The sequence below is a fragment of the Mesorhizobium sp. B2-3-2 genome (genome assembly GCF_006442295.1).
In the GTDB taxonomy this organism is placed as follows: Bacteria; Pseudomonadota; Alphaproteobacteria; order Rhizobiales; family Rhizobiaceae; genus Mesorhizobium.
This window is the reverse complement of the sequence record NZ_VFWA01000016.1, coordinates 42231-57457: the sequence shown is the minus strand read 5'-3', so window position 1 is coordinate 57457 and position 15227 is coordinate 42231. Positions and strand designations below refer to the sequence as shown.

The window sequence follows — 15227 nt, the reverse complement described above, 5'->3', positions numbered from 1 at the left end:
TCCAGCATGCGCCGTCGTGGCGGCCGCGCACGAACCGTACCAAGCCATCTTCAAGCCCGCTTGGCGACGATGAAGATGCGGGGAAAACGCAACAGCACCTTGCCATTAGCCGTCCTGGGATAGGCCCTGGCGATCTTGGCCGTGTAGCTGTCGAGGAACATCTTGCGCTCATCCGCACCCAGCGGATCGACAAAAGGTTTCAGGCCCGTCGACTTCACCCATTCCACGATCGCTTCGGCATCGGCCAGCGGATGATTGTAGACCGTGTGCCAGATGTCGAGCCGGTCCGAGAGCGGCGACAACAGATCATAGTAGAACGATACCGGCGGCAGCGGCGCGCGCGCCGCGCCCTTCATCTTGGCTGCGAACGGCATTTCGGCGGCCGTCTCACGCATCAGGCGGTGCGAATCCTCGCCCATGTTGTCGGGCATCTGGACGGCGAGCGCGCCGCCAGGCGCCAGAAACCCCATCAGCCGTCGGAAGACATCAGGATGTTCCGGCAGCCACTGGAACACGGCATTGGCGAAGATGACGTCGACCCGCTTCTCAGGCTGCCATGCGGCAGCGTCCGCCAGATCGAAAGTGACGTTGGGCAGGCGCGTCCTCGCCTTCTCGATCATGTCGGGTGAGGTGTCGAAGCCGCTGACCTCGGCATCCGGCCAGCGCTCGACCAGCAATTCGGTCGAATTGCCAGGCCCACAGCCGATGTCGACGACACGGCGCGGAAAATCCACCGGAACCTGGGCGACCAGGTCCCGCGCCGGCCGCGTGCGCTCGTCCTCGAATTTCAGATATTGGGCGGCGGACCAATCAGCCATCTAAGCTCCTCATATCGTCTTGAGAAATCCGCCGCCTTCGCAAACCTTTACCGCGTCAGCCTCTTATGCGTCATGCGGTGCGGGGCCGCCGCTTCCGCACCCAGGCGGCGAAGCTTGTCCTTCTCATATTCCTCGAAATTGCCTTCGAACCATTCGACATGCGCGTCCCCCTCGAAGGCGAGCATATGAGTCGCCATCCGGTCGAGGAACATGCGGTCGTGGCTGATGATGACCGCGCAGCCCGCATAGGCTTCCAGCGCATCTTCGAGCGCGCTCAGCGTCTCGGTATCGAGATCGTTGGTCGGTTCGTCGAGCAAAAGCACATTGCCGCCGCCTTTGAGCATCTTGGCCAGATGGACGCGGTTGCGCTGGCCGCCCGAAAGGTTGCCGACCTTCTGCTGCTGATCGCCGCCACGGAAGTTGAAGGACGAGCAATAGGCGCGGCTGTTGACCTCGTGCTTGCCGAGCTTGATGACTTCGGCACCGCCGGAGATTTCTTCCCACACCGTCTTGTTCGGATCCAGCGCGTCGCGGCTCTGGTCGACATAGCCGAGCTTGACCGTCTCGCCGATGCGGATCGATCCGGCGTCCGGCTTCTCCTGGCCGGTGAAGGTCTTGAACAGCGTCGTCTTGCCGGCGCCGTTCGGGCCGATGACGCCAACGATGCCGCCCGGCGGCAGCCTGAACGACAGGTCCTCGATCAAAAGCTCGTCGCCGAAGCCCTTGGTGAGCCCTTCGACCTCGATCACAACATTGCCGAGGCGCTCGCCCGACGGAATGACGATCTGCGTGTCGGTGGGCTTGCGGTTCTGCGACTGCTCGACCAGTTCCTCATAGGCCTTGATACGGGCCTTGGACTTGGTCTGGCGCGCCTTCGGCGAGGACTGGATCCACTCACGCTCGCGCCAGATCGACTTCTGGCGGGCGTCGTCCTCACGGCCTTCCTGGATCAGGCGCTTGGCCTTGGCGTCGAGATATTTGGTGTAGTTGCCCTCGTAAGGGATGCCACGGCCGCGATCGAGCTCGAGGATCCATCCCGTGACGTTGTCGAGGAAGTAGCGGTCGTGGGTGATGATCAGCACCGAGCCCGGATAATCGCGCAGGTGCTTTTCCAGCCACGCCGTGGTCTCGGCGTCGAGATGGTTGGTCGGCTCGTCGAGCAAAAGCAGATCGGGCTGTTCCAGGAGCAGCCGGCACAGCGCCACGCGGCGGCGCTCGCCGCCCGACAGATTGGTCACCTCGGAATCGGCCGGCGGGCACTGCAGCGCGTCCATCGCCATCTCGACCTGCTGCTCAAGGTCCCAAAGATTGAGCCGATCCATCTCGTCCTGGAGCTTGGCCGACTCGTCGGCCGTCTCGTCGGAATAGTTCATCATCAATTCGTTATAGCGCTCGATGATGGCGGTCTTCCTGCCGACGCCGTCCATGACGTTTTCACGCACGGTCTTGCTGTTGTCGAGCTGCGGCTCCTGCGCCAGGTAGCCCACGGTCGCGCCCTCGGCCAGCCACGCCTCGCCCTGGAACTCCTTGTCGAGCCCGGCCATGATGCGCAGGATGGTCGACTTACCCGAACCGTTAGGGCCGAGAATGCCGATCTTGGCGTCCGGGTAGAAGGACAGATGAACGTTATCGAGCACCTTCTTGGTGCCGTAGGCCTTCGACAGGCCGGACATGTGATAGATGAACTGGCGTGCCACGCGCGCTTTCCCTGAAAAACTGACTTGTTCGTCGATTTGAATGGAGGTTGGCCGCTATGTAGGCGATGCGGGGCCGAACGGCAATCGCTTTCGCCGCATCGAACCGATCACAGGCCGCACTAACAACGGGCATTGGCGTTGCCCCGGCCTGCCTCCCGGCTGGAATGAGCTCAGGATCTACTGGAACCCGATCGCGTCGACGGTTCCGGTCGGGCAACCGGCCTTGTTGGTTGGCACCGAGGCCAGCAGCAGGTCCTTGAGCGAGCTGTTCGGGCCGATCGGACCGGCGAGGCCGAGCGTCAACTCTCCGATCAGCCGCCGCCCGCTCGACGGATCGATGACGCAGGAAACGCGCACGCGATCGCCGGCGCCGGCGCCGAAAGCCCGGTCGAAGGCGCCGCGTATCTGATCCGCCGTCAGCTTGCCGCCGATGTTCTTGGCGAAGAGGTCGCGCACCGCCGAGCCGTTCACCGCACGCATCAGGCTGAGCGCGTCGGAAAAGTACTCCTGCTGGTTCTTGCCGTAGCAGGTGCCGTGCTTGATCCATTCATGCCGCTCCAACTGCGAAGCAGTGCCCGGCATGACCTTGTCGAGTTCCGTGCGCGTGCCGGCGTCCAAATTGACCGGCGGAAGATCCTTCCAGTGCGCCGGACTGTCGTTGGCCTTGTCCCCGGCCGGTACCTGGCAATAGAAATTCCCGTTCGGCTGCGGCCACAGGCCGTGCAAGGTGAAGTTGCTGGCATCGAATTCGTTCGGGTTTTGCGCCTTGCATTCGCTCTTGCTGGACTTGGTCTCGCAAAAAGCCGGCTGCCAGCTCAGCGCGAAGACATATTCGGGTTTTCCCGACGCCGCCGGCTTGCCCTGCCCGCCGGGGGTCGCCGGCAGCGTTGCTGCGCTGCTGCCGGAGAGATGTCCGCAACTGACCTTCACCCAGCGCCGATCCGGATCCGCGCTCGGTACCAAGATGAGATAATGCGTCGGCGCATCCTTGTTGCCCGCCAGAAGTTGATAGCTCTGGCCGGCATCGGTTGAGACATTGCCGGGATTCTTGCCGTTCTTGATGGCTTGCGTTGCCGGACATGAGGCATCGGCAACAAAGGTGCCGCTCATCCTGACGTCGGCATGGGCCGCGCCCGTCAATGATGCCGCCGAAATTGCCAATCCGAAAACAACAGCAATGCGCATGGGGAATCCCTGGCTGAAAAATGGTGGGCGACAGACTGAAGCTGTCTCCATGTCAGAATTGCGATATTCCACCGGCCAGACGCAAGAAACATCATCGCGAGAAATCCGGAATGGCGGATTGACGCTGAACCGGCCCCGGCGCAAACAAGGCTGGCGCCACCGAGGCGGGCCAGGGTGGAAATCACTGAATGTTATTCAGCCAGCAGCGCATGGTCCGTTCGCCGACCGGCGCCGACCTCAATCTTCTGGTCCGGCAGGCCGACGGCCATCCACACGCCGTCATCCAGATCAATCACGGGCTGGCGGAACATGCGGCGCGCTATGGCCGATTTGCCGATTTCCTGGGCGCGCGCGGCTTCCATGTCTATGTCCACGACCATCGCGGCCATGGCGCGACCAAAGCGCCCGACGCACCGCTGGGCAGGTTCGCGCATGAGGACGGCCCCGCCAAGGTCATAGCCGATGTCGGCGCCATTCATGATCTCATCGCCAGGGAGCAGCCGGGCCTGCCCGTCATCCTGTTCGGCCATTCGATGGGCGCCTCCGTGGCGCTGAACTTCCTCCTGGCGCATTCGAACCGCGTTCATGCCGCCGCCATCTGGAACGGCAATTTTTCGGCTGGCCTGCTCGGGCAGGTGGCACTCGGCATCCTTGCCTGGGAAAGGATGCGGCTCGGCTCGGATGTCCCATCGCGCCTGCTACCGAAACTCACCTTCCAGGCCTGGGGCAAGGCGGTGCCCAACCACCGGACCTTGTTCGACTGGCTGTCACGCGACGAGGCGGAGGTGGCGAAATACATCGCCGACCCGCTATGCGGCTGGGACGCCTCGGTGTCGATGTGGCGCGATGTCGTCCAGATGGCGCTCCGTGGCGGCAGGGACGCAGCTTTTGCCGGCGTTCGGCGCGATCTTCCCGTCAGCGTAGTGGGGGGTGAAAAAGACCCTGCCTCGGATCATGGCAAGGCGATCACCCATCTTGCCCAACGCATGCGCAAAATGGGCTTTTCGAATCTCGTTTCAAAGGTTTACAGCGAAACCCGCCACGAAAGCCTGAACGAGGTGAATCGCGACATCGTCATGGACGATTTCGCGGCATGGGCAGAGACGGTCCTGAAGCGGTGAAGCGTTGGCCCATTGCAAGAACCGTGACAGCGGCAATCTCTGTTGATAGAGGCTTCGGTTCCGACCAATTCTGGTGATCTATGGCTGAGCCCCCGCTGAAAGGCGTCCGCGTCGTCGAACTCGCCCGCATCCTGGCCGGGCCCTGGGCCGGGCAGTTGCTTGCCGATCTCGGCGCCGACGTCATCAAGGTCGAAAGCCCCGATGGCGGCGACGACACCCGCAAATGGGGTCCGCCCTTCGTCATGGGCAAGGATGGCGAGAACCTGTCGGCCGCCTATTATCATTCCTGCAATCGCGGCAAGCGCTCCATCGCCATCGATTTTTCCACGCCGGAGGGCGCCGAAACCGTGCGCCGGCTGGTGGGAACGGCTGACGTGCTGATCGAGAACTTCAAACTTGGCGGCTTGAAGAAATACGGGCTCGACTATGACAGCCTGCGCAAGATCAATCCGCGCCTCGTTTATTGCTCGATCACCGGCTTCGGCCAGGACGGTCCCTACGCGCCGCGCGCCGGCTACGATTTCATCATCCAGGGCATGGCCGGCATGATGTCGATCACCGGCGAGGCCGGACGCGAGCCGCAAAAGGCCGGCGTCGCCATCTCCGATATCTTTACCGGCCTCTATTCCGTCATCGCCATCCAGGCGGCCCTTCGCCACGCCGAAAAAACTGGCGAAGGCCAGCACATCGACATGGCATTGTTCGACACCCAGATCTCGGCGCTCGGCAACCAGAACCTCAACTATCTCGTTTCCGGCAAGTCGCCGGTGCAGATGGGCAACGCGCATATGAACATCGCGCCCTACGAGGTGCTGCCGGTCCGGGACGGCCACATCATCCTGGCGGTCGGCAATGACGGCCAGTTCGCCAGGTTCTGCGCGGTGGTCGGCCTGGACGAATTGCCCGGCAATCCCGATTTCGGCACCAATCCGGCCCGCGTCGCCAACCGGGTGAAGCTGCGCGAGCGGATCGTCGAGGCGCTGAAGACCAGGGATCGCGACCCTCTGCTGGCCAAGCTCGAAGCGGCTAGCGTGCCGGCGAGCCCGATCAACACGATCGGACAGATGTTCGCCGACCCGCAGGCGATCGCGCGCGGCATGCGGCTCGACCTCGACGACGGCCATGGCAATCTTCTGCCCTCGGTTCGCGCACCGATGATCATGTCCGAAACACCGCTCGTCTATGAGCGCCCCTCGCCCCGCCTGGGCGAACATACTGACGAAATCCTTGCCGAACTGGAGAGAGCAAAATGAAAACCGGCGGACAATTGATCGTCGACGCGCTCGAGGCCAACGGCACCGACCGTATCTTCTGCGTGCCAGGCGAATCCTATCTTGCGGTGCTCGACGCGCTGCACGATTCATCGATCCGCAGTATCGTCTGTCGCCAGGAAGGCGGCGCCGCCATGATGGCCGACTGCCAAGGCCGCCTCACCGGCAAACCCGGCATCTGCTTCGTCACCCGCGGCCCCGGCGCCACCAACGCGTCCGCCGGCATCCACATCGCCATGCAGGATTCGATTCCCGTGATCCTGTTCATCGGCCAGGTCGCGAGCCACGCCAAGCAGCGCGAGGCCTTCCAGGAAGTGGACTATGTCAGGTTCTTCGGCGACATCGCCAAATGGGTGGTGGAGATCGACGATGCATCGCGCATTCCCGAATTCGTCACCCGCGCCTTTGCCGTGGCGACCTCCGGCCGCCCCGGGCCTGTCGTCATCTCGCTGCCGGAAGACATGCTGACCAGTGTGGTCGACGCACCGGTCGCGCTCGCCTACACCCCGGTCGAGACCAGCCCCGCCGAAGCCGAACTCGACCGGCTCGAGGCGCTGCTCAATGCCGCCAAACGGCCGATCGCGATCCTGGGCGGCACACGTTGGGATTTCCAGGCTGTTCAGGAAATCACCCGCATCGCCGAGGCGTGGTCGCTGCCGGTCGGCTGCTCCTTCCGCCGCCAGATGCTGTTCGACCATCTGCATCCGAACTATGCGGGCGATGTCGGCATCGGCATCAACCCTAAGCTGGCGACAGCGATCAAGCAGGCCGATCTGGTGCTGCTGATCGGCGGCCGCATGGGCGAAATGCCATCCTCTGACTACACGCTCCTGAAAAGCCCCTACCCCGACCAGATGCTGGTCCATGTCCATGCCGATGCCGGCGAACTCGGCCGCGTCTACCGCCCAACGCTTGCGATCAACGCCTCGCCCGCCGCCTTCGTGCGCGCCTTCGCCAAACGGAAGGGACCGGCATCGCCGGGCTGGGCGGCGGATACGGCAAAGCTGCACGCCGCTTATCTCGACTGGTCGACGCCGCCGGAAAGCGGTCCGGGCGCCGTCCAGATGGGGCCGATCATGACCTATCTCGAAACGGTGCTCCCCGACGACGCGATCCTGACCAACGGCGCCGGCAACTACGCCACGTGGGTGCACCGCTTCCATCGCTTCCGCCGCTTTGCCACACAGGGCGCGCCTACTTCAGGCTCGATGGGCTATGGCACGCCTGCCGCTGTCGCAGCCAAGGCGCTGTTCCCGGATCGCACCGTGGTCGCCTTCGCCGGCGACGGCTGCTTTCTGATGAACGGGCAGGAATTCGCGACCGCCGTGCAGTACGGGTTGCCGATCATCGTCATCGTTGTCAACAATGGCATCTACGGCACCATCCGCATGCACCAGGAGCGTGAATACCCCGGGCGGGTGGTCGCCACCGACCTCAAGAATCCGGACTTCGCCGCCCTGGCGCGTGCCTATGGTGGCCATGGCGAAACGGTGGAGAGGACCGCCGACTTCGCCCCTGCCTTCGAGCGCGCCCGCGCTAGCGGCAAGCCGGCGATCGTCGAGATCAGGCTCGATCCGGAGGCAATCACGCCGACCCGCACGATGACGCAGATAAGAGACAAGGTCTGAAGGTCGGTGTCCGGCAGGACAGAGGGGGCGCTGCCCGCAAAGCTTTCAAGCTAATACGGGCGCCCCCTGAGCGACGGCGCGTTACATCGACGCCGCCGCCTTTTCGATCTGACCGCGGATCTCGCCGTCCTTATGGGCGGCGGTGTGGATGTTGACGTAATATTTGCCGGCCTCCAGATCGGTCACCTGCGTATCCGTCAATGTCGCCGACCCCTTGATCGGGCTCTTGAGTTTTTTGAACGGGATTACGGGGTCCGCATTTTCCCCCATCGCCGCCGGGCCATGAATATGCGCGGCCGTCGCCGGCCCGCTGAGGCCGGAATATTTGACGTTCCAACTGAGTTTCTTCTTGGCGGTGTCGAAGGTGAATGTGGCGGTTCCCTTGCCCTTGGTGGTGACGGGCGGGCTCTGCTGGCTGCCATCGAGCGTCGCCTTGAACTTCACCATGTCGGCTAGGGCTGGCGATGCGAACAGGAAAGCGGTCGAAATGGCCACCGCCGAAAGCATAGGCAAGACGGTCTGTGTACGCATGAAGAACCTCCGTTTGGCTGTCGCATCCGTCGTGGCTCCCCGCACGCGCATGCCTTCGACGCAACGCTCGGCCGCCGCAATGTATCCAGGCACACGCTTTTGTGATTTGGCCACATGAAAAAGGGGCGGTCGCCCGCCCCTCCACATCAGCCATCGAGCCCCGTCACGAGGCCAGTTCGAGGCTTACTTGATCGCCTTGTCGGTGATCGCGGTTGTATAGGCGCCTTTCGGCTCCTTGGTGATGATCTTCTGGTCGAGCAGCGCCTTGGCGGTACGCTCGTAGGTCGCCGGATCGAGCTTGCCGTCGGCATTGTCGATCAGCTTGGCGACTTCGCTCATCATCCGCTTCTGGTGGTTCTCGTCCTGGCCGCCGCCGTCCATGACGATCTCGGCCGCTTCGTCGTTGTGATCGACGGCATATTTCCAACCCTTCATCGAGGCGCGCACGAAACGCACCATCTTGTCCTCGAAGGCCGGATCCTTGAGCTTGTCCTCCGAGGCATAAAGCCCGTCCTCGAGCAGGTCGTTGCCCATCGCCGAGTAGTTGAACACGGTGAGCTGCTCCGGCTTGTAGCCGGCGTCGATCAGCTGCCAGTATTCATTGTAGGTCATGACCGAGATGCAGTCCGCCTGCTTCTGGATCAGCGGCTGCACGTCAAAGCTCTGCTTGAGAACGGTGACGCCGTCCGGGCCGCCATCGGTCTTGAGGCCAAGCTTGTTCATCCAGGCGTAGAACGGATATTCGTTGCCGAAGAACCAGACGCCGAGCGTGTGGCCCTTGAAGTCCGCTTCGGTCTTGATCGGGCCGTCTTTCGGGCAGACCAGTTCCATGCCGGCCTTCTTGAACGGCTGGGCGATGTTGACCAGCGGCACGCCCTTTTCGCGGGCTGCCAGCGCGCCGCCCATCCAGTCGACGATGACATCGGCGCCGCCGCCGGCGATCACCTGCTCGGGCGCAATGTCGGGACCGCCCGGCTTGATGTCGACGTCGAGACCCTCGGCCTCATAGAAGCCCTTCGCCTTGGCAACGTAATAGCCGGCAAACTGGGCCTGCGTGACCCATTTCAGCTGCAACGTTACCTTGTCGGCAGCCATTGCCTGGAACGCGGCCAGCGACATCGCGCCGGCCAGTACAGGAATAAACAGTCTTTTCATTTTTTTCCCTCTGGAGTTAGTGCCCAAACCCACCGCCCCTATCCACCACGGACAGAGGGATGCCAAAACGTGACGGCTCTTTCGACAAGAGCGACCACGCCATAAAAGACCGAACCCGCAAGGGCTGCAACTGCGATTTCGGCCCAGACCATGTCGATGTTCATCCGCCCGACTTCGGTCGAGATGCGGAAGCCCATGCCGACGACAGGCGTGCCGAAGAACTCAGCGACGATGGCGCCGATCAGCGCCAGCGTCGAGTTGATCTTCAGCGCGTTGAAGATGAAGGGAGCGGCGGCCGGCAGCCTGAGCTTGATAAGCGTCGGCCAGTAGCCGGACGCATAGGTGCGCATCAGGTCGCGCTCCATGTGGCCGGAGGCGGACAGGCCGGCGACGGTGTTCACCAGCATCGGAAAGAAGGTCATGATGATGACGACAGCCGCCTTGGACTGCCAGTCGAAGCCAAACCACATCACCATGATCGGCGCCACGCCGATGATCGGCAGCGCCGAGACCATGTTGCCGATGGGCAGCAGGCCGCGCCGCAGGAACGGCACCCGGTCGGCGAGAATGGCCGTGACGAAGCCGACCCCGCTGCCGACGACATAGCCGAAGATCACCGCCTTGAAGATGGTCTGCCGGACATCGGCGCCAAGGATCGGCAGCGAACTGGCGATGCGCGCGGCGATGGCGCTCGGCGGCGGCAGCAGGATGAAGGGGATGCCGGCGCCACGCGTCACCGCTTCCCAGATGATCAGGATCCAGGCGCCGAAGATGGCGGGGATGATCAGGCGTAGCGCAGTGCGCATCCAGCTTTCCGTGGGGTGCAGTCCCGATAGCACCGCGACGCAGCGCCAGCCAAGCAGCCAGGCGGCGGTGAGCAGCAGGAAGTAAGGCGCCAGTGCGGTGCCTTCGAAACCGGCGATGCCCGAGATAAGCAGCCAGGCAGCGAGATGGGCGCCGACGAAAAGCACGACAGCTTCGACGATGGACGGTATTCTGGCCATCGAGATCAAGGCCGAGAGAAGAAGCACGTCGAAGATCAGCCAGCCCGTCGCTGCATAGGGATGCATCAACGTCCCTGCGGGCTGCGCCAGCGGATCCACCTTTGGCGCGGCGATCGCGCCAAGCGCAAGCCCCGCCACGCACAGCACAATGGCCAGCACCGCCTGCCAGGAAGGTTTCAGCCGGTTCATGCCGGCCTCCCGCCCATGGCGCGGTCGACGAGGCGCCCGGCAATGCCGACCACCATGACCAGCAGCGCGGCGACGATCGAGCCGGCGACCAGCGCCGACCAGATATCGATGGACTGGCTGTAATAGGCGCCGGCGAGCAGCTTGGCGCCGATGCCGGCGACAGCACCCGTCGGCAGTTCGCCGACAATGGCGCCGACGAGGCTCGCCGCCACCGCCACCTTCATCGAGGTGAACAGGAACGGCACCGAGGCCGGCACGCGCAATTTCCAGAAGGTCTGCGCACGGCTGGCATTATAGGTGTGCATCAGGTCTAGATGCATGATCTCGGGCGAGCGCAGCCCCTTCACCATGCCCACCGTCACCGGGAAAAACGACAGATAGGTCGAAATCATCGCCTTCGGGATCAGGCCGGTAATGCCGATCGCCGCCAGCACGACGATGATCATCGGCGCCACCGCCAGGATCGGGATGGTCTGCGAGGCGATGATCCACGGCATCAGGCTGCGGTCCAGCGTCGCCACATGCACGATGCCCACCGCGATGACGATGCCGAGCGCCGTGCCGAAGGCAAAGCCGAGCAGCGTCGAGGACAACGTCACCCAGGCGTTGTAGACCAGGCTGCGGCTGGAGGTGACGCTGCGCAAAAAGGTGTTCTCGAAGAAGTTCACCGCCACCTGGTGCGGCGCCGGTAGCGTCGGCTTCGGCTGCGAGAGCGTCTTGCCGATGAATTCTGTCATGCCGGGCGTTTCATTGGCACGGCTGTCGAGATCACGCTGGAACGGCGTGTTGAGGATGACGGCGAAGACGTACCAGAGCACGACCACGCCGGCGAGGATCGAGGTGACCGGGATGAGCTTGGAACGGAAAGTGTCCATCTAGCGGGCCTCGCCAGTTGGGCGCCCTCCTCTCCCCAACGGGGAGAGGGTGGCCGGAGCGAAGCGGAGGTCGGGTGAGGGGGTAGAAATCTTTCCGTCGAGGCAAGCCAAGATCGTATCAAGGACCGCTCGGCGCTCGGCCAAAACCTCATGGTTCCAGAACCCGAGAACCGAATAGCCCTGTCCGTTCAACCAAGCTGTCCTTGCGGGGTCGGTTTGTGAATCCGCATGTTGGCTGCCATCAAGTTCGACAATCAGCCATTCCTTGCGACAAACAAAGTCAGCGAAGAAAGGGCCGAGCGGCATTTGCCGAACACATTTGTAGCCGTTGAGGTGGCGCCCTCTCAACTCGCCCCAAAGCCGGTATTCAGCCCCGGTTTCGTCGAATCGGAGCTGTCGGGCGCGAGCGGTTGTACCGACCTTTCTCTTGGTCGGATCCGTCGGCGCCGCCCCCTCACCCGACCTCCGCTTCGCTCCAGCCACCCTCTCCCCGTTGGGGAGAGGAGGAAACCCGTCCCCCTCAATCATCATAGCTGTGCCCTGCCCTCAAGCCATCGCGCACCCTCGCGGCGATCGCCAGGAACTCCGGCGTCTCGCGGATGTCGAGCGGCCGCTCCTTCGGCAGCGTCGACTCGATGACGTCGCTGACGCGGCCCGGTCGCGGCGACATGACCACGATGCGCGTCGACAGATAGACGGCTTCCGGAATGGAATGGGTGACGAAGCAGATGGTCTTGTTGGTGCGCGCCCACAGTTCCAGCAACTGCTCGTTGAGGTGGTCGCGCACGATCTCGTCCAGCGCGCCGAAAGGCTCGTCCATCAACAGAAGATCGGCATCGAAGGCGAGCGCGCGAGCGATCGAGGCGCGCTGCTGCATGCCGCCGGAAAGCTGCCAAGGATACTTCTTCTCGAAGCCGGAAAGGTTGACGAGGTCGAGCGTGCGCCTGATCCGCTCTCCCTGCTCCGCCCCGGACAGACCCATGATCTCCAGCGGCAGCGCGACGTTGCGCTCGATGGTGCGCCAGGGAAACAGGGCGGCGGCCTGGAAGACGTAGCCGTAGGCGCGTTTCTCGCGTGCCTGTTCTGCTGTCATGCCGTTGACCGAAATGGTCCCCGAGGTCGGCTTCTCAAGATCGGCGATGACCCGCAGCAAGGTCGTCTTGCCGCAGCCCGACGGCCCGATGAAGGAAACGAACTCACCCTTGCCGATGGTCAGGTCGACATTGGACAGCGCCTGTACCGGCCCGTCATTGGTCTGGAAGGTCAGGCCAAGCTTGCTTGCCGCGACGACGGCTGGCGAAATCCCCGTCATCGGCCGCGGCCTGCCTGTTCCTGCCCCTGCGGCGCCTGCCCGATTCCGATTGCTTTTATCGCGATGTTGTTTTCCACTCGCCCAGTCCCATTGGTCTTGTTCCACTTGTTCGACGCCCGGAGTTTCCCCGATGTCGCCTAAACCCACTTGCCATCTTATCCGCCCTGAAAGCTCTTATGAAGGCAAGCAGGGATTGACCTATTTCGCCGGCATCGCCACCGAGTCGGTCGGCTCATCTGGTATCTGCATGCATGTGCTCACCATGCCGCCCGGCGCCCGCGCCAAGGCGCATCTGCATGAGAACCATGAAACGGCGATCTACGTGCTCTCCGGCGAGGTCCATACCTGGTACGGCGACCGGCTTGAGAACCACATCGTCGCCAAAGCCGGCGACCTCTTCTACATTCCGGCCGGCGTGCCGCATCTGCCCGCCAATCTGAGCGGGGCCCCGTCTTCGGCCGTCATTGCCCGCACCGATCCCAAAGAGCAGGAAAGCGTTGTCCTGTTGCCGGAACTGGATGCATTGGTCGCCTGACGCTGGTGGGAAGGGTTTCGGCGTCATCGGCACCGGGAGACTTCTCCGTAGAGCGCGCCGTCTTCGTCGGCGATCACCAGCTTCTTGGCATTCCTGGCGCTGCGCTTGACGGTGAACTGGATTGGCGACTGCCCTTCTTCGCCTTCCGCCTGGCATTGCGCCTTCAGCACCAGCGAGCCGTCGGCCTGCGCCTGCTTGCCGGTAAAGGTGCAGGCGCTGGCGACCGTGATGAACTCCTTGTCGGTCAAAAGCAGCATGTCCTCCGCATAGACCTGCTGGCCGTTGCTGTTGATGCAGCCGGACTTGTTGCCATAGGGCTTGGTGAGGTCGATGCCGGCCGCAGACGCATGGCCGGCCGCCGCCGCGACGACCGACGCGGCGACCAACAGAAAGGGGCGCATGCTCAAACCCCGGTCGCCGGAATGCCTGTCCGCTCCACCTTGCGCGGCGCGGTGATCTCCTTCCAGGTCGACAGTGCCCGATTGACCGCCGCGTTCGGTTCGCGGCTGACGAACTGGCCATGGCCAGGCTTGGCCTTCACCTCGGCCTCTTCGATCGACAATTCGCCACGCGAGAAGACGAAGCGCGGCAGGCCGGTCACTTCGACGCCTTCGAAGACATTGTAGTCGATGACCGACTGCTGCTTCTTCGAAGAAATCGTCTTCTTGCGTTTGGGATCCCACACGATGATGTCGGCATCCGCGCCTTCGACAATGGCGCCCTTTTTCGGGTACATGTTGAGGATCTTGGCGATGTTGGTCGAGGTTACGGCGACGAATTCGTTCATCGTCAGCCGCCCGGTGTTGACGCCCCTTGTCCACAACACCGGCATGCGATCCTCGAGGCCGCCCGTGCCGTTCGGGATCTTCGTGAAGTCGCCGACGCCGAAGCGCTTCTGGTCCGTGGTGAAGGCGCAGTGGTCGGTCGCCACCACCTGCAACGATCCCGCCTGCAGGCCGGCCCACAGCGAATCCTGGTGTAATTTGTTGCGAAAGGGCGGGCTCATCACGCGGCGCGCCGCATGGTCCCAGTCCTTGTCGAAATACTCGCTCTCGTCCAGCGTCAGGTGCTGGATCAGTGGCTCGCCGAACACCCGCATGCCTTTCTGACGCGCCCGGCGGATGGCCTCGTGCGCCTGCTCGCAGGAAACATGCACGACATAGAGCGGCACGCCGGCCATGTCGGCGATCATGATGGCGCGGTTGGTCGCCTCGCCTTCCACTTCCGGCGGGCGCGAATAGGCGTGCCCCTCCGGGCCATTGTTGCCGGCGGCAAGCAGCTTCTGCGAGAGCGCCGCAACCACGTCGCCGTTCTCGGCATGCACCAGCGGCAGCGCGCCGAGCTCGGCGCAGCGCTGGAACGAGGCGTACATCTCGTCGTCGTCCACCATCAGCGCGCCCTTGTAGGCCATGAAATGCTTGAACGAGGTGATGCCCTTGTCGACCACGGTGGCCATCTCGTCGAATACCTGCTTGCCCCACCAGGTGATCGCCATATGGAAGGAATAGTCGCAAGACGCCTTCGACGTCTTGTTGTCCCACATCTGCAAGGCCTCGAGCAGCGACTGCTGCGGCGACGGCAGGCAGAAATCGACCACCATCGTCGTGCCGCCGGCAAGGGCGGCGCGCGTGCCAGACTCGAAATCGTCGGCCGAATAGGTGCCCATGAACGGCATTTCGAGATGAGTATGCGGATCGATACCACCTGGCATGACATAACAGCCGGTGGCGTCGAACTCATGGTCGCCATGCAGGTCGGAGCCGATGGCGACGATCTTGCCGTGCTGCATCAGCACGTCGGCCTTCCATGTGCGGTCGGCGGTGACGATGGTGCCGTTCCTGATGACTTTGGTCATTTTTCTCGTTCCCTTGTTCCTTCGCGCTTCTAGCGAGCAGCGTTTGGAAAT

15 protein-coding genes are annotated in these 15227 nt (G+C 63.2%); 4 read left to right on the top strand and 11 right to left on the bottom strand.

What is annotated here, in order from left to right; all coding sequences use genetic code 11:
* Window positions 1-50: 50 nt before the first annotated feature.
* From tam to FJ964_RS25775, 3 genes are all read right to left on the bottom strand, one after another.
* The gene (tam, locus tag FJ964_RS25785) at window positions 51-818 is read right to left on the bottom strand and encodes a trans-aconitate 2-methyltransferase (protein WP_140553061.1); all 768 of its coding nucleotides are present in this window, start codon (window positions 816-818) and stop codon (window positions 51-53) included.
* 47 nt (window positions 819-865) lie between these two features.
* Window positions 866-2515 (bottom strand): energy-dependent translational throttle protein EttA, encoded by a 1650-nt coding sequence (gene ettA / locus FJ964_RS25780; protein ID WP_140495150.1) that lies wholly within the window; start codon window positions 2513-2515, stop codon window positions 866-868.
* A gap of 177 nt (window positions 2516-2692) precedes the next feature.
* Window positions 2693-3700 carry a ribonuclease gene (locus tag FJ964_RS25775; RefSeq protein ID WP_140553060.1) on the bottom strand — a complete coding sequence of 336 codons (1008 nt, stop codon included), beginning with the start codon at window positions 3698-3700 and terminating at the stop codon, window positions 2693-2695.
* A gap of 188 nt (window positions 3701-3888) precedes the next feature.
* Between FJ964_RS25775 and FJ964_RS25770 the strand changes: the two genes are divergently transcribed.
* The 3 genes from FJ964_RS25770 to FJ964_RS25760 all read left to right on the top strand — a co-directional run bounded on the left by FJ964_RS25770 (window position 3889) and on the right by FJ964_RS25760 (window position 7720).
* A complete protein-coding gene (locus FJ964_RS25770; RefSeq protein ID WP_140553059.1) occupies window positions 3889-4821 on the top strand; it encodes an alpha/beta hydrolase in 933 nt (310 codons plus the stop codon).
* 80 nt (window positions 4822-4901) lie between these two features.
* On the top strand, window positions 4902-6074 hold the full coding sequence (locus tag FJ964_RS25765; RefSeq protein WP_140553058.1) for a CaiB/BaiF CoA-transferase family protein: 1173 nt from the start codon (window positions 4902-4904) through the stop codon (window positions 6072-6074).
* Window positions 6071-7720, top strand: a complete 1650-nt coding sequence (locus FJ964_RS25760) for a thiamine pyrophosphate-binding protein (RefSeq protein ID WP_140553056.1) — start codon at window positions 6071-6073, stop codon at window positions 7718-7720. Before FJ964_RS25765 ends, FJ964_RS25760 begins: the two co-directional genes overlap by 4 nt.
* A gap of 81 nt (window positions 7721-7801) precedes the next feature.
* Here FJ964_RS25760 and FJ964_RS25755 read toward each other — a convergent pair whose 3' ends face one another.
* The 6 genes from FJ964_RS25755 to FJ964_RS25730 all read right to left on the bottom strand — a co-directional run bounded on the left by FJ964_RS25755 (window position 7802) and on the right by FJ964_RS25730 (window position 12786).
* Window positions 7802-8251, bottom strand: coding sequence for a CHRD domain-containing protein (locus FJ964_RS25755; RefSeq protein ID WP_140553054.1), 450 nt, complete (start codon window positions 8249-8251; stop codon window positions 7802-7804).
* A gap of 183 nt (window positions 8252-8434) precedes the next feature.
* Window positions 8435-9406, bottom strand: coding sequence for an ABC transporter substrate-binding protein (locus FJ964_RS25750; RefSeq protein WP_140553053.1), 972 nt, complete (start codon window positions 9404-9406; stop codon window positions 8435-8437).
* Between the two features lie 38 nt (window positions 9407-9444).
* Window positions 9445-10599 (bottom strand): ABC transporter permease, encoded by a 1155-nt coding sequence (locus FJ964_RS25745; RefSeq protein WP_140553051.1) that lies wholly within the window; start codon window positions 10597-10599, stop codon window positions 9445-9447.
* Window positions 10596-11474: an ABC transporter permease gene (locus FJ964_RS25740; protein ID WP_140553050.1), complete on the bottom strand. Its 879-nt coding sequence runs from the start codon at window positions 11472-11474 to the stop codon at window positions 10596-10598. The genes FJ964_RS25745 and FJ964_RS25740 overlap by 4 nt, the downstream gene beginning before the upstream one ends.
* The gene (locus FJ964_RS25735; protein WP_224713379.1) at window positions 11475-12002 is read right to left on the bottom strand and encodes a DUF559 domain-containing protein; all 528 of its coding nucleotides are present in this window, start codon (window positions 12000-12002) and stop codon (window positions 11475-11477) included.
* A complete protein-coding gene (locus FJ964_RS25730; protein ID WP_140553047.1) occupies window positions 11995-12786 on the bottom strand; it encodes an ABC transporter ATP-binding protein in 792 nt (263 codons plus the stop codon). Before FJ964_RS25730 ends, FJ964_RS25735 begins: the two co-directional genes overlap by 8 nt.
* Before the next feature lie 130 nt (window positions 12787-12916).
* Between FJ964_RS25730 and FJ964_RS25725 the strand changes: the two genes are divergently transcribed.
* Window positions 12917-13321 (top strand): cupin domain-containing protein, encoded by a 405-nt coding sequence (locus FJ964_RS25725; RefSeq protein WP_140553046.1) that lies wholly within the window; start codon window positions 12917-12919, stop codon window positions 13319-13321.
* 23 nt (window positions 13322-13344) lie between these two features.
* On the opposite strand, the gene FJ964_RS25720 is transcribed toward FJ964_RS25725, so the two are convergent.
* A complete protein-coding gene (locus tag FJ964_RS25720; protein WP_140553044.1) occupies window positions 13345-13722 on the bottom strand; it encodes a hypothetical protein in 378 nt (125 codons plus the stop codon).
* Window positions 13723-13724: 2 nt separating this feature from the next.
* On the bottom strand, window positions 13725-15176 hold the full coding sequence (gene hydA / locus FJ964_RS25715; protein ID WP_140553043.1) for a dihydropyrimidinase: 1452 nt from the start codon (window positions 15174-15176) through the stop codon (window positions 13725-13727).
* Window positions 15177-15227 lie beyond the last annotated feature (51 nt).

Excerpts from the sequence above, each read along its gene's own strand:
- tam (WP_140553061.1), bottom strand. The coding sequence starts at position 818 with ATGGCTGATTGGTCCGCCGCCCAATATCTGAAATTCGAGGACGAGCGC.
- FJ964_RS25775 (WP_140553060.1), bottom strand. The coding sequence starts at position 3,700 with ATGCGCATTGCTGTTGTTTTCGGATTGGCAATTTCGGCGGCATCATTG.
- hydA (WP_140553043.1), bottom strand. The coding sequence starts at position 15,176 with ATGACCAAAGTCATCAGGAACGGCACCATCGTCACCGCCGACCGCACA.
- FJ964_RS25740 (WP_140553050.1), bottom strand. The coding sequence starts at position 11,474 with ATGGACACTTTCCGTTCCAAGCTCATCCCGGTCACCTCGATCCTCGCC.
- FJ964_RS25755 (WP_140553054.1), bottom strand. The coding sequence starts at position 8,251 with ATGCGTACACAGACCGTCTTGCCTATGCTTTCGGCGGTGGCCATTTCG.
- FJ964_RS25720 (WP_140553044.1), bottom strand. The coding sequence starts at position 13,722 with ATGCGCCCCTTTCTGTTGGTCGCCGCGTCGGTCGTCGCGGCGGCGGCC.
- FJ964_RS25765 (WP_140553058.1), top strand. The coding sequence starts at position 4,902 with ATGGCTGAGCCCCCGCTGAAAGGCGTCCGCGTCGTCGAACTCGCCCGC.
- FJ964_RS25745 (WP_140553051.1), bottom strand. The coding sequence starts at position 10,599 with ATGAACCGGCTGAAACCTTCCTGGCAGGCGGTGCTGGCCATTGTGCTG.
- FJ964_RS25760 (WP_140553056.1), top strand. The coding sequence starts at position 6,071 with ATGAAAACCGGCGGACAATTGATCGTCGACGCGCTCGAGGCCAACGGC.
- FJ964_RS25735 (WP_224713379.1), bottom strand. The coding sequence starts at position 12,002 with ATGATTGAGGGGGACGGGTTTCCTCCTCTCCCCAACGGGGAGAGGGTG.
- FJ964_RS25750 (WP_140553053.1), bottom strand. The coding sequence starts at position 9,406 with ATGAAAAGACTGTTTATTCCTGTACTGGCCGGCGCGATGTCGCTGGCC.
- FJ964_RS25725 (WP_140553046.1), top strand. The coding sequence starts at position 12,917 with ATGTCGCCTAAACCCACTTGCCATCTTATCCGCCCTGAAAGCTCTTAT.
- FJ964_RS25770 (WP_140553059.1), top strand. The coding sequence starts at position 3,889 with ATGTTATTCAGCCAGCAGCGCATGGTCCGTTCGCCGACCGGCGCCGAC.
- FJ964_RS25730 (WP_140553047.1), bottom strand. The coding sequence starts at position 12,786 with ATGACGGGGATTTCGCCAGCCGTCGTCGCGGCAAGCAAGCTTGGCCTG.